This is a genomic window from Microlunatus sp. M237, assembly GCF_056896895.1.
This window is the reverse complement of the sequence record NZ_JBXHBL010000002.1, coordinates 391,968-413,782: the sequence shown is the minus strand read 5'-3', so window position 1 is coordinate 413,782 and position 21,815 is coordinate 391,968. Positions and strand designations below refer to the sequence as shown.

Sequence of the window (21,815 nt, the reverse complement as noted above, 5' to 3'; positions counted from 1 at the left end):
CCGAACCGACAAGGAAGTCATCGTGGACGCACGCAAACCCCTCGCATTGCTGGCCGTCTCCTCGGTCGTCTTGGCACTGACCGGCTGCTTCGGCGGTGGACCGGCCGCCGAGCAGTCCAGCGCACCCCAGGTCTCCACCGGACCGGTCGAGCTGCGCTACCTGATCGCCCAGCCGGAGGACAACGCCGATCTGGAGCTGGTGAAGGCCGACCTGAAGCAGTTCGAGGCGCAGAGCAACGGCGTCACCGTGAAGCTCGACGTCTTGCCGACCGAGAATCTGCGGACGATCCTGCAGACCCAGCTGCGCTCAGGCAGCGGTCCCGACGTGTTCGCCTACGACACCGGTCCCGGGTTCGCCGGAGCATTGGCCAAGGCAGGACTGGTGCACGACCTGAGCGGCGCGTACGCCAAGTACGGGTGGCCGGTCTACGACTTCGCCAAGGAGCGGGTCACCTTCGACGGCAAGCTCGTGGGAGTCCCGAGCCAGGTCGAGGAGGTCGGCCTGTTCTACAACAAGGACCTCTTCGCCGAGCATGGCCTGGCCGAGCCGACCAACCTCGCCGATCTGATGGCCTCGGCCACCAAGCTGCGCGACGCCGGAGTCATCCCGATCGCGGCGAACGACAAGGAAGGCTGGCCGGGCGGGCACCTGCTGAGCATGGCGCTGTCAAGCGAGGTGGGCAGCGACGGGATGGACAAGCTGCTCAGCGGTGAGACGCCGTGGACGGATCCGAGCGTGGTGAAGGCGCTGCAGGTGTGGGCCGACATGGCCGAGCAGAAGCTGCTGCCCGAGTCACCGACCGCGATCAGCTACGACAACGGCAACGCGCTGTTCTACTCGGGCAAGGCGGCCATGAACCCGACGGGAAGCTGGCTGGCCACCGACATCGAGCGCAACGCCAAGTTCGAGGTCGGCTTCATCCCGTTCCCGTCGTCGGCCGGCAAGGGAATCTTCAGTGGTGGCCTCGGTGGTGGCACCTTCATCTCGGCCAACAGTCAGAAGCTGGAAGCTGCCGAGCAGTTCCTGAACTATCAGATGAGCGCCGAGCATGGCCGCTGGTCGGTGGAGGAGCTGCAGGCCATCCCGGCGTACCCGGTGGACACCTCCGGCATTAAGGCGACGCCGTTGTTCACCCAGATCCTCCAGGACACCGCGAAGATCGCCGACGGCACCGGGGACTTCGGCTACAACATCGACGTGCTGACCAACGACGCGTTCAACAACGCGATGTGGAAGGGCATGCAAGGGCTGCTGAGCGGCCAGTCGACGCCGGAGAAGGTCGCCGAGCAGCTGCAGAAGAACTTCAAGAAAGCGAGCTGAGGTGGCAGCGCTCGCGGGTAATGCTCCGCTGGTGACCAGGCGGGCCCAGCGCCGACTCGGTGTGCTCCTGGTCATCCCGGTGACCTTGGTGATGGTGTTCTTCTTCCTGGTCCCGCTGGGCAACGCTCTGGTCTACTCGGTGGTCGACTTCGACGGCATCTCGCCCAACCCACCGTTCGTCGGGCTGGCCAACTTCCGGGAGATGTTCGCCGACGACGAGGTCTGGCACGCACTGGGAAACAACGCCATCTGGATCGTGATCGGCACGATCTCTCCGATCGCCATCGGACTGCTGATCGCGCTGCTGCTGTGGGGCGTCGAGCGGGGGAGCGTGCTGTATCGGCTCTGCTTCTTTCTGCCGTACGTGCTGCCGCCGGTCGCTATCGGCATTGTCTGGGGGTGGATCTACGACCCGGTCCAGGGCCTGCTCAACCGGGTTCTGGGCGCGGTCGGGCTGGACGGGCTCGAGCGCGGCTGGCTGGGCGACCCGACCTGGGCGCTGTATGCGGTGCTGGCCACCGCCATCTGGTCGGCCACCGGGTTCGCAGTGGTGATCTTCGTATCGGCGCTGCGCAATGTCGACGTCGAGCTGGTGGATGCCAGCCGCATCGACGGTGCCAACCCGGCGGCCCGGCTCTGGTACATCATCTTGCCGCAGATCATGCCGGTCTTCTTAATGGTGCTGACCCTCACCCTGGTCGGCGGGTTCAGCGTGTTCGACATCATCTTCGTGATGACGGGCGGTGGGCCAGCCGACGCGACCAACGTCATCGGCACCTATTCCTACACCCAGGCGTTCGAGCTGAGCCGGATCGGCTACGGCACCACCTTGGCCCTGCTGATCACGATCTTGTCAGTACCGTTCGCGGTGGCGTTGAACCGCCTGCAGCGGCGGCTGTCCCTGCAAGGAACGGGGGCCTGATGACCACGACCTCACAAGTGGCGCCTCCCGCCGAGGACACGACGCCGGGTCGCGGCGGCCCCTCGGCCGCCGGAATCTCGGGTCGACGCCGGACCACGCTGCTGGCCCGCCACCTGGTGCTGGCCACGACGGCGCTGCTGACCATCGTTCCGGTCCTGCTGGTCGTGTCCACCACACTGAAGACCGACGAAGACGTCCGGGTCGACCCGTTCGGCTTCTTCACCTCATTCTCGCTGGACAGCATCCGGCGGGCGTGGAGCGAGGGCAACTTCGACAGCTATCTGCTGAACAGTGTGCTGCTGTCGGTGCCGAGCACCGTGTTGATCATCGCGATCTCCACCATGGCCGGGTACACCTTCGCCCGATTGCCGTTCGTCGGCCGTACGGTGCTGTTCTACCTGGTGGTGCTCGGCCTGCTGGTGCCCTTCTTCACCTACATGATCCCGCTGTACTTCCAGCTCCGCTCGGTCGGTCTGCTCGACACCCTGCTCGGCGCGATCTTGGTACTCACCTCCGTGGGCACCTCGTTCGGCACCTTCTTCATGCGCGCCTTCTTCTCCGACCTGCCCGAGGAGCTGGAGCAGGCGGCCCGGATCGACGGCTGCTCGGAGTGGCAGATCTTCGTGAAAGTGATGCTGCCGCTGGTGGGCTCTGGGATGGGCGCCTTGGCGGTGTTCACCTTCCTCAGCACCTGGAACAACTTCTTGGTCCCGTTGCTGTATCTGCCAGGTGGGGACTACCGACCACTGACGGCAGGGCTGTACACCTTCATGGGCGGTCGTTCGATCGACATCGGACCGCTCGCCGCCGGCACCTTGATCACCATCCTGCCGGTGATCATCCTCTTCGTCGTCCTGCAGAAGCAGGTGACGGCCGGCTTCATCTCCGGCGCCGTCAAGGGCTAAGGGCCGAGAGCGCGGACCCGGGCCGCGTCTCTGCCCCAGGCCGAAGTTTTCACCCACCACAGGAAGCGAGCACCCACCATGTCGTCAGTCGTCCGGTTCACCTCACCCCGCCAGGCCGAGGTGGTCGAGGAAGAGCCGGCCCCGCTCGGCCCCGAGGACGTCCGTCTCCGGACGCTCTTCTCCGGCATCTCAGCCGGCACCGAGCTGACTGCCTATCGGGGCAGCAACCCCTACCTGAGCAAGAAATGGGACGAGTCCACCCGGCTGTTCGTGGACGGGGACAGCAGCGTGGCGTACCCGGTCGACGGCTGGGGCTATGAGGAGGTCGGCGAAGTCGTGGAGGTCGGTGAGCGCACCACCGGGATCGCCGTGGGCGACCGGGTCTGGGGCACCTGGGGTCACCGCGCATTCACTGTGCAGCAAGGAACCTGGGCCGCGCAGCGGATCCTGGACCCGACGGCGGATCCGCGGATCGGCATCTTCTCCCAGATCGGCGCCATCAGCCTCAACGTGGTGCTGGACGCCGACATCCACGTGGGCGAGACGGTGGCCGTCTTCGGCCTCGGAGTGCCCGGACAGATCGCGGCCCAGCTGGCCCGGCTCAACGGTGCCCGGGTGATCGCCGTCGACAACCTGCCGGCCCGCCGGGCGCTGGCCGCCGAGCTGGGCGCCGACGTGGTGCTGGATGCCGGTGAGGGCCAGGTCGCCGAACGGATCCGCGAGCTCACCGACGGCCGTGGCGCCGACGTCTGCCTGGAGGTGACCGGCAGCTATCGGGCGCTGCATGAGGCCATTCGGTCGGTGGCCTACAGCTCCCGTGTCTGCGCCGCGGGGTTCATGCAGGGTGAGGGCACCGGGCTTCGCCTCGGGGAGGAGTTCCACCACAACCGGGTGCAGCTGGTCTGCTCGCAGATCTCCGGCGTGGCGCCGGTGCTGCAGCACCGCTGGGACCGCTACCGGCTGACCCGGACGGCGATCGACCTGGCGGTGCAGGGTCGACTGCGGCTGACCGAGCTGATTTCCCACACCGTGGCGGTGTCCGAGGCGCCGGCGGCCTTCCGGCTGTTGGACGAGCATCCGGAAGAGGCCCTGCAGGTCGTGCTCGGCTTCGATGCAGAGCAGGAGGCGGCGGCATGAGCGTCAAACTGGCCGCGCAGGAGGCCACGCTGCCGGGTGCCAACCTGATGGAGCAGTTCCAGTTCGCCCTGGACTGCGGCTTCGACGGCATCGAGCTGTCCGGCCGGGGCGGCGGGGTGTTCGGCTCCCGGACGGCGGAGCTGCGGGAGGCCCGCGCGGCCGGGGTGGTGATGTGCTCGGCGGTGATGCACACGCCCACCTTCCTCGGGAGCTTCGAGCCCGAGGCGAGACGGACCGCGATCGACGACCTCAAGGTGCTGCTCGCCACCATCGTGGAGGCCGGTGGGCTCGGCATCGTGAGCCCCAACTCCTACGGGGTCTTCTCCAAGCGGCTGCCCCCGTTCACCCCGCCGCGCAGCGACGAGGAGTCACGCCGGCTGCTGGTGGCGGCGCTGGTCGAGCTCGGCGAGCACGCGGTGAGCGTCGGCTCGCAGCTGTTCCTCGAACCGCTCAACCGGTATGAGGACTATCTGGTGAACACCCTGGCCGACGCCGTGTCGATCATCGACGAGGTCGGCTCGGCCGGCGTCGCCGTGATCGCCGACACGTACCACATGTCCATCGAGGAGGCCGACTGCGCCGCGTCGATCGAGGCGGCCGGCGCCCATATCCGCCACGTCCAGCTCGGCGACAGCAACCGGCTGGAACCCGGCGCCGGGCACTACGACTGGCCGGCCACCCTTGCGGCACTCGACCGAATCGGCTTCGACGGCTGGCTGGCGATGGAGTGCCGGCTGAGCGGACCGCCGGCTGAGGTCCTTCCCCCGGTGGCGGCGCTGCTGCGGTCGTGAACCTACGTTCCCGCACGCATCAGGAGGCGCCGGACACCACTGCGGACGGGACCAGGGTCTGCGGTTCGCGGCCGGCTCTACGTGCCGCCCGGTCGTAGACCTTGCGGAGTCGATCACCCGCGTAGCCGTCCTCCAGATAGGTGAAGGTCTGGCGGAACTGCTTGGCGCGGCGCTGGTAGGCGCCCCGATTCGCCTCCCGGTCCTGCAGGGCGGCGATCACCTCGTCGGAGGTCCGCACCACCGGCCCGGGTGCGATCGGTTCCAGGTCGAAGTAGAACCCCCGCAGGGAGTCCCGGTAGGCGTCCAGGTCGTAGGCGAAGAAGATCATCGGCTTCTTGGTGATGGCGAAGTCGAACATGACCGATGAGTAGTCGGTGACCAGGACATCCGCGGCCAGGTAGAGCTCGTGCACGTCGGGATAGCGGGACACGTCGACCAGTCCGGGTCGCTCGAGGTGCGGAGTCCGGTCGGCCATCTTCGGGTGCAGCCGGGTGAGCAGGGTGTGGTCGGCCCCCAACTGGGCAAGGAAGCGGTCCGCGTCCAAGGCCAGCTCCACCGGCGGCGCGCCCTCGAGGTAGAACTCCTGGTCGCGCCAGGTCGGGGCGTAGAGGACCGCCGTCGTGCCATCGGCGATGCCGAGTGAGGCACGCACCCGGTCCCGGATCGCCGGCGCGGCGGCCGAGGACAGCACATCGTTACGGGGGTAGCCGACCTCGAGGATCTTCCCGGTGAAGCCGAACGCGTCCCGCAGGCGGGGCGTGCTGACCGCGTTCGGGGAGACCAGGTAGTCCCAGCGGGCGATGTCGCGGTCCAGTCGTTCCAACACACCCTCCGGCGCCCACAACGAGTCCCGGTGGATCCGCTTCAGCGGCGTACCGTGCCAGGTCTGCAGATAGGTCGAGCCCGGCTTCTTGACCCAGTCGATCTCGATGTGGGTGCTGCCGATCACCAGATCCGCGGACTCCAGCGCCGCCACGGCCTCGGCCGAGCCGGTCGGGACGGTCCGGGCATAGGACGGGAACCCCGCTGCGTGCAGCGGATGACACAGCCACACGTGCTCGTGCTCGGGGTGGGTGTGGCGCATCTGCTCGAAGAGCGCCCGGGGGCTGTCGCTGTAGCGACCCTCGAAGGAGTCATAGACGATCTTCATCGCACCACCTCGGTGTCTCGGGTGCTGGCTGCACCGGTGTATTGGTCGGAACCGACGCGGGCGGCATCGCACAGCTGTCGGGAAATGCAGGGCTGGTCAGGAAACGGCATCGTCGGTCCTCCTTCGGGCAAGCGAGGTTCGCCCGAGTTCGGAGCGCGAGGGGAGATCGTACGTGGTGGTGCCCAACCTGGACAGCACGGTGGCGCGCCAGCCGCGCTCGCCGAAGTCGCGCAGCTGGCGGCGCAGCGTGCGGACGACGTCCGGCCGATCCGCCAGGTCGCCGAACACCTCGGTCACCGCCAGCACGGCCCGCGGGTCGTTCCCGCCCTCGGCGGCCAGCGCCTGCAAGACGTCGCTGCGGGTGTCGGTCAGCCCCAGGCCACCCGGTTGGCGCAGCGTGTGCAACCAGGCCGCGATCGCCAGTGCGAGCAGCTCGTAGGAGCGTCCCTGGTCGGCAGCCTCACGCAGCGACGGCAGCAGGTAGGAGCCCACCTTGGTGGAGGCGCGTCCGGCGAGCCTGCTCAGCGGGTCGACCAGGACGGGGTTGGCGAAGCGGGTCAGCAACGTCTCCTGGTAGTGGTCGACGTCAAGCCCCCGGACTGCCGGCAGCAGCGGCGCCACCTCCTGTGCCATCAGGGCCGTCAGATAACGACGGATCAGGGGATCGGACATCGCCTCGCCGGTGTCGGTATAGCCGGCCAGCGTTCCCAGGTAGCCGAGGGCGCAGTGGCTGCCGTTGAGCAGTCGCGTCTTGGCGAGCTTGTGGGGGGCCACATCGCGGACGAACTCCACGCCGACCTGGTCCAGCGGGGGTCGCCCGGCGGCGAAGGCATCCTGCACCACCCACTGGGTGAAGGGCTCGGTCACGACCGGCCACCGGTCGCGGATCCCGAGCTGGTCCTGCACCAGCAGACGGTGTGCGTCCTCGGTGGCCGGAGTGATCCGGTCGACCATCGAGTCCGGAAAGGTGACGTGACGCTCGATCCAGCGGACCAGGTTGGGACCTCGCCGCTCGGCCAGGGCCAAGACACCGAGCCGGGTGGCCGCGGCGGCGTCTGCCCGGTTGTCGCAGGACAGCACCGTCAGGCCCGGTCGACCGTGCCGGCGACGCTCGTCGAGCGCGGCAACCAAGAACCCGAAGGCGGTTCGCGGGTTCTCCGGGTCGTCGATGTCGGACTGGACGTCGGCGCCGACGAGCGCGCCGGTCACCGGGTCGACCGGATAGCCGTCGCCGGTCAGTGTCAGGGTGACCAGCCGGGTGCTGCTGCGCCGGAGTGCGGCCAGCACGCGGGCCGGTTCGTCGGGGGCGTAGAAGTAACGGCGCAGCGCACCGACCACCCGCGCGCGGCTGCCGTCGGCGCCCTGCTCGAGCACGGTGTAGAGCAGGTCCTGCGGCGGCAGCAGGTCGAGCATCCTGCGGCTACGCAGGCCGACTCCGGTGATGCCCCAGGAGGTCAGGCCCAGCCGGGCCAGGTCGTCGAAGTACACAGCCTGGTGCGCCCGATGGAAGCCGCCGACTCCCAGATGGACCACACCGGTGGACAGGTTCTCCCGGCGATAGCGGGGGACGTCGACGTGGGCGCCGAGTCGGCGCAGATTCCGATCCCGCAGGGCCCAGGCGCGAGCGCCCTTCTCCCGCGACACGGGCGATACCGCCCAGCTCGAGGTGTCGACACTCAGCTGGGTGGGCGAGGAGAACACATTGTTGGCGCGAGACTTGGCCATCGCGGCACGACTCCTTCGCAATTTGGGTCGGCCGCCTGGCGGAGGAGCTGCACGACGTGGGTACTGTGGCGCTGCTCCTCAGAACGCTGGGTGTATTCCTACCCGCGATGATAGCCGCTGAATCGCGACAGCGGAGATTCTGCCTCGAGCGGTCCTCACCTGCCCGAGCCGGGGACGGCCGTCAGTCGGCGACCGTCCGCTCCCGGATGAAGTCGAGATCCAGCTCGACTCCCAGCCCCAGCCGCTGCGGTACGGCGACCGTACCGTCCTCGGCCAAGGTCATCCGCTGCGTCACCACGCCACGCGTCAGCTCACTCTGGGAGACGTTGAACTCCACCCAGCCGGCCCGTGGCAGCGTGGCCAGGAAGCTCAGGCTGTAGGCGTGCAGCAGATCGGTCAGCCAGGAGTGGGTGACGATCTCGACGCCGCAGTCGACGGCGTCGGCGACAAGCTGGTGCGCCACCGTCAGCCCGCCGCAGCGGGACAGATCGGGCTGGACCACGTCGATGCCGCCACTGCGAACCAGCCTGCGCAGCTCCCAGATGGTGCCTTGCTGCTCGCCGGCGGCGAAGCGGAGCGAGGGGAACCGGCGCTTCCAGTCGACGTAGTTCTCGGTGCACTCCGGGTGCACGAAATCCTCCACCCAGTACGGGTCCACCTCGGTCAGGGTCTGCAGCATCGTCGCGGTCTCGGCGACCGAGCGGACCCGTGGCGTGCCGGCGTCGTCGACGTACCAGCCCGGGTCCACCATCAAGGTGCGGTCCGGTCCCAGGGCCTCGCGAATGGCGGCCAGGTTGGCCACATCGAGGCCGTGATCGAGCCCGAAGCCGCCCCAGCCGAACTTCACCCCGGTGAACCCCTGGTCGACGTAGCCCTGGGCCGCGACGGCGTTGTCCTCGGGCGTACGCCGGAACAGCGTCGAGGCGTAGCCGGGCAGCCGGTCGCGCCGCGCGCCACCGAGGAGGTCCACCAGGCTCGAGCCCGCGGCCTGCGCCTGGAGTGACCACAGGCAGTTGTCCACCGCCGAGATGCAATGCATCGCCACACCCCGGCGGCCGTAGTAGGCCGTGGCGATGAAGAGCTCGTCCCAGATCGCCGAGAGGTCATCCAGCTCACGGCCGACGAGCTGTTCGTCGATGGTCTGGAAGCCCAGCGCGCTCATCCCCCCGCCGCGGATCACCCGGGCCGCGACCGGGGCGAGGGTCTCGACATCGGACCACGCCTCCAGCCCGGCGTCGGTGCGGACTCGGACCAGCAGCAGCCAGTCACCCTGGTCGGTGGCCTCCCCACCGCCCGCGTTGGAGCCATAGAGCTCGGTGCCGCGCAGCAGGAACGGGGTGACGTCGCTGATCTTCATCTGTCCTCCAGAACGAGGTTCGTCATCGGTCCTCCGCGTCGAGGCGGCCGGGCAGGTCCGACGGCCAGGGGATCCGTCGCTCTGCCAGGCTCGGCCGGAAGACTTCGGCCGAGCCCACCATCAGCCGTCCGCCGGCCGCCCGGTCGGCGGCGGCCATCTGGTCGGCGTAGTCGAACCCGCTCAGCTGGCGCATCACCTCCATCTGGCTGCGGTGCAGCCGGATCAGCTCGGACTTGCGGACCGAGTGGTCCTCGGACAGCTGGACGAAGTGGGTGCCCTCGAACCCGTAGCCGGTGCCGGGGTCGACATGGAGGATCCGAGGAACCGCTGCCAGTGCCGGCACCTCGGGCTCGAACGAGGCCAGGCTGGTGAACAGCGCGGCATCGGTCACCACCTTCGCGGTCACGACGTGGTCGGGGTTGTAGTCGTTGAGCCAGTGGGTGAAAACGACGTCGGCACCGGTTCGGCGCAGCACGGCGATCATGTCGCGGCGCAGCTGGACGTCGTCGTCGAGGAAGCCGTCCTCCCGTCCGAGGCAGTGATATTCGCCGCCGAAGGCGTCCGCCACCGTGCGCATCTCCCGCTCCCGCACCGCAGCCGCCGCGGCGAACTGGTCCTTCTCAGCGAAGGGCAGACCCTTGTCGCCGGCGGTCACGGCCACGAAGGCGATCTCGTGGCCGGCCTCCTGCAGCCGCAGCAGGGTGCCGAGGCAGCGCATCTCGTCGTCCTGATGGGCGAACACGCAGACGTACTTCATCAGTCCTCCTCACCTGGCAGTCGGGCCAGCGATACCGACAGTGCGCCGTCCACCGTCAAGAAGGTGCCGGAGACGTAGGCGGCGGCGTCCGAGGCCAAGAACGCGACCGCGGCGGCGATATGGTCGACCGAACCGAGCTGTCCGAAGGGCAGCTGGCCACCGACCCGCTCGAGGTGCTCGGCCCCGTAGAGCACCTCTTCGCCGGGGGTGGCGATCCAGCCCGGCACCACGGCATTCACCCGGATCCGGCGATCGGCCCACTCGTGCGCGAGCGAACGTACGACCTGGCCCAGTGCGCCGTGGGCGGCGTTGTAGCCGAGGCAGTTGCGGAAGGCGTACTTCTCATGCAGCGAACCGATCGCGGTGAAGCCGGCGCCGCTGCGCGCCACACCGGTGGCAGCCAGGCTGCGGAAGAGCGAGAAGGCCGCGACCGGACCCACCTGCAGGCTGGTGAGCAGGGAGTCGAGCGGCAGGTCCAGGGCGGGGACATGCTGCTCGTGGGCCAGCGCGTGGACCGCGGTCCGGACCTCGCCCTGGTCTCGCGCGGCCGCAGCGACGCTCGGGCCGAAGTCGGCCACGCCGGCATCCGCGGTCAGGGCGACGGCGGACCCGCCCGCGGTCTCGATCAGCCGCACGGTCTTGGCGGCGTTGTCGGCGTTGCGGTCGGCGCAGAGCACCACGTCGTGGCTTGCGGCCAGAGCAACGGCGCAGGCGCCACCGATGCCGCCGCCGGCACCGGTCACCACGGCGACGCTAGGCATCGGCGTGGCCCGAGGGCTGGTCGACGGCGCGGTGCAGCCGCTGCAGCAGGCGGTCGATCTCGGCGAAGGTCTGGGCGTCGGCCACCTCCGCGATCGGGCCGCGCATCGCCGTGCTGGGGAACACCCCCTGGCTGCCGAGAACGTGCTTCTCGACCGCGACGAAGCTGTCCAGGCTGGTCTGCAGCGAGATCATCAGCGCGAGTGGACCGGAGATCTCGTACGCCCGGTCGAAGTCGCCTGCCTGCAGCGCCCGCCAGAGCGGGACCAGGGCCCAGACCACGTCGCCCGCCGGCATGGTGCCGACGGCGCCGCGGCGGAAGCTGTCGATCAGATAGAGCCCTCCGGTCCCCTCCAGGATGCGGGCGGCGCCGCCGGTCGCCTCGAGCAGCGTGGTCAGCTTCGGTCCGATCGGCGGGGATTCCGGTTTGAACAGGACCTGATCGCCGAGCGCTGTCTGGAGTCTCACCTGCAGGTCGATCGAGAGGGCGGTGCCGACGTAGCCGCTCGCGTCCTGGACCACCATCGGCACACCGGCGGCTTCGGCGATGGCCATGAAATAGCCGAACAGCTCGTCGTCGGTGGCAGCGAACAACGACGGCGGTGCCGCCATCACACCGTCGGCTCCGGCGGCGGCGGCGTGGCGGGCGTGCCGGACCGCGGTCCGGGTCGACTCCGCGCCCACACTGACCACACAGGGCCCTCGGCCGTCGACCGCTTCGCAGGTCAGCGTTGCGAGCGCATCGCGCTCGTCGGAGGACAACCGCAGCACCTCCGAGACCATCCCGGTGACGACTCCGTCGGTGCCGTGGCCGAACAACCAGTCGATCTGTTTGCGGTACGTCGGTTCGTCGATGTCCTGATCGGCGCGGAAGGGAGTCTGGACGACGCAGACGACGCCGCCGATCTGGGTGCTGGTGCTCATGCTGGTGGTCCTTCCGGCTGGTGCTGAGGGGGGAGCGCCGGCCGGCTGAGGCCCAGCAGCTCCAGGGAGTCGCGGCTGCAGATGCCCTCGATCTGCTCGTCGGTGATGTCGGCCATCCCCAGCCGCCGGCACAGCGCCGCCGCGCGGAACAGGCCGTCGACGGTGGCCTCGACGGTGGAGAAGGGATAGTCGGTGCCGAACAGGATGCGGTCGAAGACCCGGTATTCGCTGGCGCAGGCGAGTGCCTGGGCCAGCTGCCACGGCCGGGTGTCCAGGGCAGAGATGTCGATGTAGAAATGCTCGTGCCGGCGGATGACGCTGAGCGCTTCCTCGGCCCACGGATGACCCATGTGGGCGATCCACATCGGCAGGTCCGGGAACCGGCGAGCGACAGCGTCGAGCTGCAGTGGCCGGGAGTACTCGACCATGGCTGCTGAGGTGAACGTGGTGCCCTGATGCCAGATCACCGGAAGCCGGTGGGCGGCCGCCACCTCGAGCAGCTCGAGCGCCGCGGCGTCGTGGGGATGGAAGTGCTGATAGCACGGACCGAGCTTCAGCCCGCGCAGCCCGAGGTCCCGCACTGCATGGTCCAGCCGTTCGACAGCGTCCGGCCGGTTCGGGTTGACGCTGGCGAACCCGATCAGCCGGTCGTCGCCGGCGACATTGGCGGCGACGTACTCGTTGTCCACCACTACGCCCACCGGTTCGGCGTCGAAGGCGAGGACGATGGCGGCGTCGGCGCTGTGGGCAGCTGCGTGGTGCGCCTCCGGCTGGACGTCCCAGCTCACCGACCCCCAGGCCCGCAGCTCGTCGGCCGCCAACGGGTCACACACGTGTACGCCGTGCTCGCCCAGATGGGTGTGCACGTCGACCGCGACGTGGATCATGAAACGTCCTCCTCGGTTTCGGCCAGGCTGATCACCGTGACGGTGTCCGCCGGCAGGTAGAGCTGGCACTCGAACTCTTCGCGGACCACCAGGTGGCGGGTCTCCAGCGGTTCCAGCCGGAGCGTGGTCGGGTCCCACCGGTGCTGGTCGTCGATCCGTACGATCCTCAGCAGCCGCCGACCGGGCCGCAGACCCGAGAAGGTCACCGTCGCGAGCACGGGGGCCGACGCTTCCTCGTCCCGGTTGAGATTCGTGGCCAGCAACGACACCGAGTCGTCGCTACGACCGGCCAGCAGGTGCAGCGGTCCGGGGGTCTGCGCGGTGGCGGAGATCCGGGTCGTACCGAGGCGTCGAAGCTCGTCGTAGACGAAGTACTGCGGCCGGAGCTCACCGGTTTCGCTCAGCAGCCCGAAGCGGTGCGGGACCTCGTTCCAGTGCCGATACATGTTGTCCACCCCGGCCGCGGAGAAGAACGGGGCGAAGTCGGCGGGGTCGGCGTACTGGTCCCACAGGTGGTAGTAGAACGACCAGTCCAGGCCGGCCTCGTGCATGGCCAGGACGCCGGCGGCCACCAGAGCCGCCCGCCGAGGGTCGAGCGCCTGGTCCGGATGGGAGTCGGTCTCGATCGCCTTGTTCCATTCCGTCACCATCAGCTCCGGCACCGGATCGGAGAAGCCGGTCAGCATCCGGCGACCCTGTCTCACTCCCTCGGCGTGCCGGTCCCAGTCGTCGGCGTAGAGGTGCCAGGAGAAGAAGTCGACGGCGGTGCCGGTACGGGCGCAGTGCGCGATGAAGCCGGGCAGCGGTTCATTGGTGACCCAGCAGGCCGCAGCCCCGCCCACCTTGACCTGCGGTGCGGCGGCTCGCACGGCGGCGGCGGTGAACTCATAGAACGCGCTGTAGTCAGTCGGATCGGGGATCAGGAACGGCGAGCCGCCGTCCTCGCCGATGTCGGTCTCGTTGCCGATCTCCCAGTGAGTGACGGCCTCCCGCTCCACCGAATAGCGGGTGACCATGGCGCCGATCACCGCCTGCCACTCGGCGAGGTCGCGGGGTCGCCACACCGACTGGTCGACGGTCTCGAACAGCGCCGGCGGTTTGATGCAGATGGCAGCGACGATCTTGGCCCCGGTCCGGGCGATCGAGTCGATGTAGGCGTCCAGCCGCGCCCAGGCGTAGCGACCGGTCTCGGGGTAGACGTCGAAGAACTGCTGGATGAAGATCCGGATCAGCCGCGGCTCCAGCGCCCGGGTGGCCTCGACGACCACGTCAGGCAGCGGGAGCGTGTTGATGCCGCCGATCCCCACACTGTGTCGCCACAGCTCGAGCGGTCCTTCGTCCGACGACGCGTCGACGGCCACGGCGAGCCGCTGCATCCGTTGGGAGGTGCTGGTCACTGAATGGCTCCTGATACTCGAAGGGGACCGTCGGCATGGTCATCGTGGTGGTGCTCGATGGTGATGATCATGGCGTCCAGCCGCAGCGTCGCGAGATATCCTCGGCCGTGCTCCGGATGGCACGGATCATTGTCGGCAGCACCGACTCATTCACCCGCTCGACAGGCCCCGACAAGCTCAGCGCGCCGATCACCGCACCACCGGCGGAGCGAATCGGGACGCCCACACATCGCAGTCCCTCCAACGACTCCTGGTCATCGATGGCGAAGCCGCGCCGCCGCACCTGGGCGAGCTCTTCCTCGAACAGCTCCGGACTGGTGATCGTGTACGGCGATCTGACCGGCAGCCCGGGGTCGGCCAACAGCTCCGCGACCAGTTCGGGACCTTCCCAGGCGATCAGACATTTGCCCAGGGCCGACACGTGCACCATCGTCCGCTCACCCACCTCCGAGGCCATCTTGAGGGCGTGGGTGCTCGGGACCACCCCCACGTGCACCACCTCATGCCCCATCAGGGCACCGAGGTGGATGGTCTCGTTGAACTGCGCCACCAGCGCGGTCATGCCGGCGTGGGCGAGCTTCGGCAGGTGCAGGTTCGTCCGGGCGTGATAGCCGAGCTTGAGGACGCCGTAGCCCAGCGCGTACTTCTTGCTGTCAGGGTCCTGCAGCACGTAGCCCCGGCGCTCCAGCACCTTCAGGTGACGAAAAGCGGTGGACTTGCTGAGCCCGACCGCATCGGCCAGGTCCACCAGCGCCATCTCCTCGACGGTGGACAGCTGTTCCAAGATGTCGAGGGCGCGATCCAGTGGGGCGACCTCGTACACCGTGGCGGTTCGGTTGACCGGCTTGGCGTCGCCAGGGCTGGCTGTGGTCTTCGACGTCATCGTCATCCGATCAGGTAGCTGCTGGGTTCGAGGTGCACGCCGCCGTCGTCGAAGACGGCGTCGCCGGCGTTGACGAGAACCTCGGTGCCACCAGAGAACACGGTACGGCTGACAGCGCCGTCGGAGTCGAGCCAGCTGTGCTCGACCATGGCCTGGAATGCCGTGGTGCGGTGCAGTTCGGCCACGGGGAGAGCAGCACGTAGCAGTCGCTGGGTGTCGGCGTCCTCCCAGGTCACCCAGGACGACGACACGGCCTGCTCGCCGGCGGCGATGACCGGGAAGTAGCCCAGCAGCGGCGACACGGTGGGCGGGTTGGCGCACATCACGTCGTAGAGGAGCTTCTGCTGCGACCAGTCATGGCCCCAGTAGCTCTTGTTGTACGGGTCGTACTCCCAGCCGTAGGAGACGATCGAGTCGTGATAGACGAGCCCTTGGAGCGGCACGTGCTGTGCGGTCCCGGGGAAGTTGGTCTGCAACCCGCGACGGGGGTTGTTGGAGCAGAAGTCCATCACGTCGAAGGCCCAGTCGCAGCCACCCTCAGACCCCACCAGGTGCCCCCAGCCGGCCACCTCCGACAGCCAGGCGCGTCGAGCCTCGCGGTTCTGCCCGCGGGTCATCGGGTGCTCCGGCGACCAGCACTCCATCAGCTCCTTGCAGGTCGTGGTGTCGAAGTGGAGCCCGCTGAACTGCCCGGCTCGGGGCCGCAGCATCCGCGCGTGCTCGGCCAGCACGGCGTCGCAGACGCGGGCGTAGCGGTAGTCGCGGTTCTCCCACCCGGTCGGGATCTGGCCGTCGGCGTCCACCGCCAGCATGGAGCGGGAATAGCTCGGGTCGAACTCCAAGATGTCCTCGAGATAGAACCAGGCGAAGGGGGTGAAACCTTTCGCCTCGATCAGCGGAGCGAACTCGGGTGCGCTGATGAACGGCTGATAGTCGTTGAGCCACGGTTCGGCCTGCCACTGCAGGAAGTCCACTGGGCCGAGCAGGCCGCTGGTGTAGCCCAGCGCCCGCAGCCCGTCGAGCACCTGGGTCAGCTTGCGTTGGGAGAAGGGCAGATAGCCGGTGCTGAAGTACGGTGCGCCGACCAGCCCGGCGACCACCGGTCGTTCGGCGATCTTCTGTTCCAGTGAGGTGAAGCGACCGGCGGCCACCACGTGCTTGCGATACGCCAGGGCCGCGGCCTGGTAGCCCTCTTCGGTGAGGGTGTAGCTGATCGAGCGGCGATAGCCCAGCTGGCCCAGCGACGGCAGCCAGCCGACGCCGACACTCACCCCAGCCGTTGCGTCGGAGCGTACCCGCAGCTCGACGTCGTCGGGGGTGTCCAGGATCGCCAGCACGCCGCCGCCCGGACCGCTCTGGCTCCAGAACGGCATGGACAGACCCTCGGTGTTGCCACCGGCGGTGTCGAAGGTGAAGTCGACGGTCTCACCCGGTACGGGCCGGTGCACGATGCCCTGGGTGGTCTTCAACGGCAGCGCCAGCTCGGCGCAGCGGCGGCCGGAGGGACGCAGCACCGGCGGGAACTGCAGCGGCTCGCGATGCCGGTGCTCCGCCGCCGGGGTGACGCTGATCGCTACGGTGCCGGCTGTCTTCGCCAGCGCGATCTCGAGCCACATCGGTGAGCCGTCGACCTCGGCGGCCGCCCGGCACCCATGAGCCAACCACTCCACCGACCGCAGCTCGACCCGCGGACCCTCGGCACGACCGACGGGGGAGTCGAAGTGCCACCGGTTGGCCGATCCGGGCTCCTCGAACCATCCCGCCAAGGTGGACGGGTCAACGCGCAGTCGGATGCCTTCCCCGACCCACTCCCAGCGGTCGAGCTCTGCGCTATCCCTTGAAGGCACCGGCGGTGATTCCTTTCATGAAGAAGCGCTGGAACGCCACGAACAAGATCAACATCGGGACCAGGCTGAGGATCGCCTGGGCGGTGATGCTGCCCAAGTTCTGCTCGAACTGCAGGTTGGTGGTGGCGATGCCGACGGTGAGCGTCTTCATCGCGTCACTCTGGGCGATCAGCAGAGGCCACAAGAAGCTGTTCCAGGTGCTGACGAAGGTGAATACCGTCAGCACCGCCATCGGCTGTAGGCACAGCGGCGCCACGATCTGCCAGAAGATCCGCGGCAGCGATGCGCCGTCGATCCGGGCCGCCTCCAGCAGGGCGTCGGGGATGCCGCTGATGAACTGACGCATCAGATACACGCCGAGGGGTCCGGAGAGCAGCGGCAGGATCAGCCCGGGGTAGGTATCGACCAGGCCGTATCGGGCCACCAGCAGGTAGGTCGGCACCAACGTGATCGAGAACGGCAGCATCAAGGTGCTGATCAACAGCGCGAACAGCACGCCACGGCCGCGGAACCTCAGCTTGGCGAACGCGAACCCTGCGAGCAGGTCGATCAGGACCGTGAGGGCAGTGACGACCACCCCGACGATGACGCTGTTGAGCACCCAGCGCGGCAGCTGGCCACCGGTCAGTAGCCGGGTGTAGTTGTCGAGAGTCCAGCCGCCCGTGCTCAGCGAGAGACTGCTGAACGAGCTCATCGGCTTCAGCGACGCGACCAACACGATGAGCACCGGCGCGGCGCAGACCAGTGACACGACGATGCCGAGCAGATGCGTCGACACCAGGTGGTTGACCTGGCGGTTGCTGCGGCGGCGCGTCGGGACAGCAGCGGCGTCACTCATAGGTCGAGCCCTCCGTCCGGGTGACTCGCAGGTAGAACCCCGAGATCGCCAGCGACGCGATCAGCACCAGCACGCCCATGGCAGCTGCGTAGCCGATCGACCCGCCACCGAAGACGTTCTGGTAGATGTACCACATCACTGTGTAGGTGGAGGTTCCCGGACCGCCCTGGGTCATCACGTAGATCATGTCGAACACCTGGATGGCCCCGATGGTGACCAGCACCAAGACGATCTGCATCACCGGCTTCAGCAGTGGAAGGGTGATGGTGCGGAACGCACGGACACCGGTCGCCCCGTCGATGCTGGCGGCCTCGTACAGGTCCTGGGGGATGTCGTTCAGTCCGGCCATGAAGATGATCGAGTTGAAGCCCAGACTGCTCCACACACCGACCACGGCGACGAACACGATGGCGAAGGAGCCGTTCGCGAGATAGGGCAGGTCCAGACCGAGCACGTCGTTGGTCAGATGATAGAGCGGACCGATGTCTGGGTCGATCAGTACTTTCCAGATCAGCCCGGTCGCCGCGATGGAGAGCAGCGAGGGGATGTAGATCAGTGAACGGTAGATCCGGATGCCGCGGACAGTCCGGCTGATCAGCAAGGCCACCGCGAGCGGCGCGACGATGTTGAGCGGCACCGCGACCACGATGTAGAGCAGCGTGTTCCGCAGCGTCAGCCAGAACAGCGAGTCAGTGGCCAGCGCCACGAGGTTGTCCAGGCCGACGAAGGTGAAGCCGCGCAGCAGCGTGCCCCGCTGGAACATCAGCACGAAGGTATAGCCGAAGGGCACCAGCACGAAGGCGACGAACAGCACGGTCTTCGGCAGCAGGAACAGGGCGGCGGCGCCCGGGTTGCGTCCGGTGCGCCTGCCGCGCGGGGCCGAACGGCCGACGCCACCTGCGTGTGGCGCCGGCCCTCCCAAGCGCCGTCCAGGGCGCCCTGACCCTCCCGAGCTGCGCAGCTGGACCGCGCTCACATTCCCGCGTTCTTCGCCATCGTGGCGACCTGCTTGGATGCGTCCTTGATCATCTTGTCGAGGTCCTTCTGACCGGAGACGAAGTTGTTGATCTCCCCGAGCAGATACTGCTCGGCGCTGAAGGGTAGCGGCCGAGTGAGGCGCATGAACTCTCCCTGCGGCAGGCTGTCGGCCAGGAACTTCTTGGACTTGGCGTCGCTGAGGTTGTTGAAGAGATCGGCGGAGATGGTGCTGCGCACCGGGAACAACAGTGTCTGCTGCAGGTAGGTGCTGACGTTCTCGTCGCTGGTGGCGAACTTGATGAAGTCGAGCGCCGTCTGCGGGCTCTTGGTCTTCGCGGAGATGGTGAGATAGCCCACCCCGCCGACCACGAACTTGCCAGCGGGTCCGCTGGGGATATCGAGCACCTTGAGGCGGGTCTTCGGGTGCTTCTTGAACGTCTCGGCCGTCGGCGGCGCGATCCACTGCACCCCGGCGCGTCCGGTCCACAAGATCTCGTTCCACTTCAGCGGATCGGAGTAGAGGCTGAGCGGCGTGGCGGCCCCGGACTCGGCGATGCTGCGCATCAGGTTCAGGGCCTCGCGGCCGCCCTCGTTGTCGAACCCGACGCTCTTGCCGTCCTCGCTGACATAGTCGGACCCATAGGCCCATAGGTAGTTCCAGACGTAGTTGAGCTGCGACTCCTGCAGGCCCGGCCAGGCAAGTCCGTAGGTGGCGATGTCGCCCTTGTCGAAGCCGCTTTCGCCGAGGGCGCGACCGGACTTGTCGAAGGTCAGCTTCTTCGCGAACTCACCCAGGTCGGTGTAGGTGACGGGGAGGTCGGGCTTGCCGGCCTTCTCCCAGACCTCCTCGTTCAGCGCCAGCACCCAGCGGCTCGAGTAGTACGGCATCCCATAGAGCTTGCCGTCCGCACCGGTGGCTGAGCTGATCGCACTCTCGTTGAACCCGCTGAGATCAAGTCCGGGTTCGATGTCGGTCAACGCCGTGAGGGCACCGGCACTGCTGAACTGGTTGAGCCAGAGCAGTACCTGGTAAGAGATGTCGGGCGCGGTGCCTCCGCCGAACGCAGCGGTGTATTTGGTGAAGGCGTCGTTCCACGGCAGCAGCAGGTGCTTGATCGTGTCGTTGTCGTGGCTGGCCCCGAAGCTCTTGGCCAGCCCGGCGAAGTAGGCGTTCTCTGCTTTCGGCTCCTGGCCCGGAGGCTTCCAGAAGTTGAGGGTGACCGGCTCGCTGCTCTCGGTCTCCTCGGTGGTCGGAGTCGGGGCCACTGGGCTGCAGGCGGTCGCCAGCCCCAGGGCGGACAGGGCGAGGAACCCCCGTCGGGTGAGATTGGGCAACTGCTCGGATGTGAAACCTGACATGAGCACCCCTTGATCGGCCGGGTTTCACGTGGTGAAACCGCGTTATACCTGATGGAATGCGCTGACAGTAGCGCCAGGTCGGGCACTGCGCTAGGGGTCGGGTCGATTGTCACCTGGCTGTCACAAACGGCCCAGAACCGAGGTTCCTACGAAGATCAACATCCTGGTCCCCGACGGGTTATCTTGATCTTGAGGAGTGCCGCCGTCCGGCCTCGCGCCCAGGTCGATCACGGTGCGTGTGGGTACGCCTTCTCGGCGAAGTCACCGTGTTACGTTGAGGCCGTTGCCGTGATGCCGTTGCTGGTGGAGGAGTGTGGGTGGACGCACGACGAATGGCCAACCACTGGGTCGAGGCGCCGGAGTGGCTCGGTGAGCGCCGGCTGTGGGCGTTCTATCTCACCTTCGAGGGCTCCACCGAGCTGTCCGACTATGTGGGTGCGTTCCAGAACAGCCTCCGCGACGTGGACGGGCTGGACCTGGTCGACCCCCGCTGGCTGCACATGACGATCCAGGGCGCAGCCTTCGCCGACCAGGTGGACGAGGACAGCTATCGGCGACTGACCCAGGCTGTCGCAGACCTGGTCGAGGCGGAGCCGGTGGTTGATCTGGTCGTCCAGCGACCGCACCCGGCAGGATCGGCCGTCTTCATGGACGTCATCCCGAGTCGCCCCCTGACTCCGCTGCGTGATCGGCTGCGCGCCGTCGCGACCGCGGCGCTCGGCGGCAGCGAGCTCTACGCCCTGCCCGAGCCCAAGGGTGGCTTCAGCCCTCACATCAGCGTGGCCTACGCCAACCCCGCCGCACCGCAGGTGGCGGAGGTGGACGCCGCACTCGACCGGGTCGACCTGCCCCCCATCCGAGTGCGGGTGCCGTACCTGTCGCTGCTGAGCCTGCGCCGCGAGGCCCGCGCCTGGACCTGGACCGCGGAGGAGCGTTTCCCGCTCGCCGGTCAGGTCGACTGAGGCGTCGCCGGCCTCGTCGCCAACGCTCGATCGCAGTCGGGACCCGACGCGATGCTGCGCGGTCAGGCGCGATAGGTCAGCAGCGAGATCGCGGCATAGTGCTGCACGAAGGCCAAGATCGTGAAGGCGTGGAAGATCTCGTGGAAGCCGAACCATTGGGGTGACGGATTGGGACGCTTGAAGGCGTAGACCGTCGCGCCCAGGGTGTAGGCCACACCGCCGCCGATGATCAACAGCAGCACGGTGGGGCCACCGACCTCCCAGAAGTCCTTCATCCAGCCGACCGCCGCCCAGCCCATGGCGAGATAGAGCAGGGTGTAGAGCCAACGGGGCGCATCCAGCCAGAACAGCCGGAACAGCAGTCCCGCCGTCGCGCCGCCCCAGACCAGGCACAGCATCGTCAGCTGCGAACGACCCTCGAGCATGAGCAGCGCGAAGGGGGTGTAGGTCGCTGCGATGAAGACGAAGATGTTGGCGTGGTCCATCCGGCGGAGCACGGCTTCGCCACGGGAGCCCCAGTAGACGCGGTGATAGAGCCCGCTGGTGCCGAACAGGAGCAGCGAGGCGACCAGGAACACCGCCCCACCCACCTTGCCGGCCGTGGTGGGGGCGAGGGCCACCAGCACGGCGCCCGCGGCGACGGCCAACGGCGTCATGGCGGCGTGCAGCCAGCCGCGCAGCCGCGGCCTGACCTCACGCGCGAGCTCGGTCAGCTCGTCTGCGGGGGACGGGGGTGGGCCACCGTGGCTCGGGTTCTCGCCGCGGTTGTCCGGATCGACCGGTGACATGGTTGCCATTCTCGCCCTCCCGGACACTCGGTGATGCCGGTGGCGGCATCGATAGCCGTAACTTACGGTCCCGTAGGTAAGCGTACAAGCCGACTGCTTCTCGCCGTCGTGACCGAGACGGGCGGAGT

Annotated in this window: 20 protein-coding genes; 6 read left to right on the top strand and 14 right to left on the bottom strand. The window is 68.0% G+C overall.

The window, feature by feature from the left end; genetic code table 11:
- Window positions 1–22 precede the first annotated feature (22 nt).
- The 5 genes from AC1XX3_RS08165 (at window position 23) to AC1XX3_RS08145 (ending at window position 5,076) form a co-directional block, all read left to right on the top strand.
- Entirely contained in the window at window positions 23–1,321 is a 1,299-nt protein-coding gene (locus AC1XX3_RS08165; RefSeq protein ID WP_483320592.1) for an ABC transporter substrate-binding protein, read from the top strand.
- A gap of 31 nt (window positions 1,322–1,352) precedes the next feature.
- The gene (locus AC1XX3_RS08160; RefSeq protein WP_483320591.1) at window positions 1,353–2,243 is read left to right on the top strand and encodes a carbohydrate ABC transporter permease; all 891 of its coding nucleotides are present in this window, start codon (window positions 1,353–1,355) and stop codon (window positions 2,241–2,243) included.
- Window positions 2,243–3,148: a carbohydrate ABC transporter permease gene (locus tag AC1XX3_RS08155; RefSeq protein WP_483320590.1), complete on the top strand. Its 906-nt coding sequence runs from the start codon at window positions 2,243–2,245 to the stop codon at window positions 3,146–3,148. Before AC1XX3_RS08160 ends, AC1XX3_RS08155 begins: the two co-directional genes overlap by 1 nt.
- A gap of 78 nt (window positions 3,149–3,226) precedes the next feature.
- Window positions 3,227–4,285, top strand: a complete 1,059-nt coding sequence (locus AC1XX3_RS08150) for a zinc-dependent alcohol dehydrogenase (RefSeq protein WP_483320589.1) — start codon at window positions 3,227–3,229, stop codon at window positions 4,283–4,285.
- Window positions 4,282–5,076, top strand: coding sequence for a sugar phosphate isomerase/epimerase family protein (locus tag AC1XX3_RS08145; RefSeq protein WP_483320588.1), 795 nt, complete (start codon window positions 4,282–4,284; stop codon window positions 5,074–5,076). The genes AC1XX3_RS08150 and AC1XX3_RS08145 overlap by 4 nt, the downstream gene beginning before the upstream one ends.
- A 19-nt stretch (window positions 5,077–5,095) precedes the next feature.
- Here AC1XX3_RS08145 and AC1XX3_RS08140 read toward each other — a convergent pair whose 3' ends face one another.
- The 13 genes from AC1XX3_RS08140 to AC1XX3_RS08080 form a co-directional block, all read right to left on the bottom strand.
- Window positions 5,096–6,226, bottom strand: coding sequence for a CDP-glycerol glycerophosphotransferase family protein (locus tag AC1XX3_RS08140; RefSeq protein ID WP_483320587.1), 1,131 nt, complete (start codon window positions 6,224–6,226; stop codon window positions 5,096–5,098).
- 96 nt (window positions 6,227–6,322) lie between these two features.
- On the bottom strand, window positions 6,323–7,951 hold the full coding sequence (locus AC1XX3_RS08135; RefSeq protein WP_483320586.1) for a mannitol dehydrogenase family protein: 1,629 nt from the start codon (window positions 7,949–7,951) through the stop codon (window positions 6,323–6,325).
- A 181-nt stretch (window positions 7,952–8,132) separates the two neighbouring features.
- Complete coding sequence (locus tag AC1XX3_RS08130; protein WP_483320585.1) at window positions 8,133–9,308, bottom strand: mandelate racemase/muconate lactonizing enzyme family protein; 1,176 nt, start codon at window positions 9,306–9,308, stop codon at window positions 8,133–8,135.
- 22 nt (window positions 9,309–9,330) lie between these two features.
- Window positions 9,331–10,065, bottom strand: a complete 735-nt coding sequence (locus tag AC1XX3_RS08125) for a PIG-L deacetylase family protein (RefSeq protein WP_483320584.1) — start codon at window positions 10,063–10,065, stop codon at window positions 9,331–9,333.
- Window positions 10,065–10,808 (bottom strand): SDR family NAD(P)-dependent oxidoreductase, encoded by a 744-nt coding sequence (locus tag AC1XX3_RS08120; RefSeq protein ID WP_483320583.1) that lies wholly within the window; start codon window positions 10,806–10,808, stop codon window positions 10,065–10,067. The genes AC1XX3_RS08125 and AC1XX3_RS08120 overlap by 1 nt, the downstream gene beginning before the upstream one ends.
- Window positions 10,809–10,818: 10 nt before the next feature.
- Window positions 10,819–11,748 carry a dihydrodipicolinate synthase family protein gene (locus AC1XX3_RS08115; RefSeq protein ID WP_483320582.1) on the bottom strand — a complete coding sequence of 310 codons (930 nt, stop codon included), beginning with the start codon at window positions 11,746–11,748 and terminating at the stop codon, window positions 10,819–10,821.
- Entirely contained in the window at window positions 11,745–12,635 is an 891-nt protein-coding gene (locus tag AC1XX3_RS08110; RefSeq protein WP_483320581.1) for an amidohydrolase family protein, read from the bottom strand. Before AC1XX3_RS08110 ends, AC1XX3_RS08115 begins: the two co-directional genes overlap by 4 nt.
- Window positions 12,632–14,032, bottom strand: a complete 1,401-nt coding sequence (locus AC1XX3_RS08105; protein ID WP_483320580.1) for a GH39 family glycosyl hydrolase — start codon at window positions 14,030–14,032, stop codon at window positions 12,632–12,634. Before AC1XX3_RS08105 ends, AC1XX3_RS08110 begins: the two co-directional genes overlap by 4 nt.
- A 67-nt stretch (window positions 14,033–14,099) precedes the next feature.
- Window positions 14,100–14,915 carry an IclR family transcriptional regulator gene (locus AC1XX3_RS08100; protein WP_483320579.1) on the bottom strand — a complete coding sequence of 272 codons (816 nt, stop codon included), beginning with the start codon at window positions 14,913–14,915 and terminating at the stop codon, window positions 14,100–14,102.
- A 2-nt stretch (window positions 14,916–14,917) separates the two neighbouring features.
- Entirely contained in the window at window positions 14,918–16,762 is a 1,845-nt protein-coding gene (locus AC1XX3_RS08095) for a glycoside hydrolase family protein (protein WP_483320578.1), read from the bottom strand.
- On the bottom strand, window positions 16,746–17,600 hold the full coding sequence (locus AC1XX3_RS08090) for a carbohydrate ABC transporter permease (protein ID WP_483320577.1): 855 nt from the start codon (window positions 17,598–17,600) through the stop codon (window positions 16,746–16,748). The genes AC1XX3_RS08095 and AC1XX3_RS08090 overlap by 17 nt, the downstream gene beginning before the upstream one ends.
- A complete protein-coding gene (locus tag AC1XX3_RS08085; protein ID WP_483320576.1) occupies window positions 17,593–18,522 on the bottom strand; it encodes a carbohydrate ABC transporter permease in 930 nt (309 codons plus the stop codon). The genes AC1XX3_RS08090 and AC1XX3_RS08085 overlap by 8 nt, the downstream gene beginning before the upstream one ends.
- Window positions 18,523–18,572: 50 nt before the next feature.
- Window positions 18,573–19,937, bottom strand: coding sequence for an ABC transporter substrate-binding protein (locus AC1XX3_RS08080; RefSeq protein ID WP_483320575.1), 1,365 nt, complete (start codon window positions 19,935–19,937; stop codon window positions 18,573–18,575).
- Window positions 19,938–20,254: 317 nt separating this feature from the next.
- Between AC1XX3_RS08080 and AC1XX3_RS08075 the strand changes: the two genes are divergently transcribed.
- Window positions 20,255–20,899, top strand: a complete 645-nt coding sequence (locus tag AC1XX3_RS08075; protein WP_483320574.1) for a 2'-5' RNA ligase family protein — start codon at window positions 20,255–20,257, stop codon at window positions 20,897–20,899.
- Between the two features lie 62 nt (window positions 20,900–20,961).
- Here AC1XX3_RS08075 and trhA read toward each other — a convergent pair whose 3' ends face one another.
- Complete coding sequence (gene trhA / locus AC1XX3_RS08070; RefSeq protein ID WP_483320573.1) at window positions 20,962–21,687, bottom strand: PAQR family membrane homeostasis protein TrhA; 726 nt, start codon at window positions 21,685–21,687, stop codon at window positions 20,962–20,964.
- Between the last annotated feature and the right edge of the window lie 128 nt (window positions 21,688–21,815).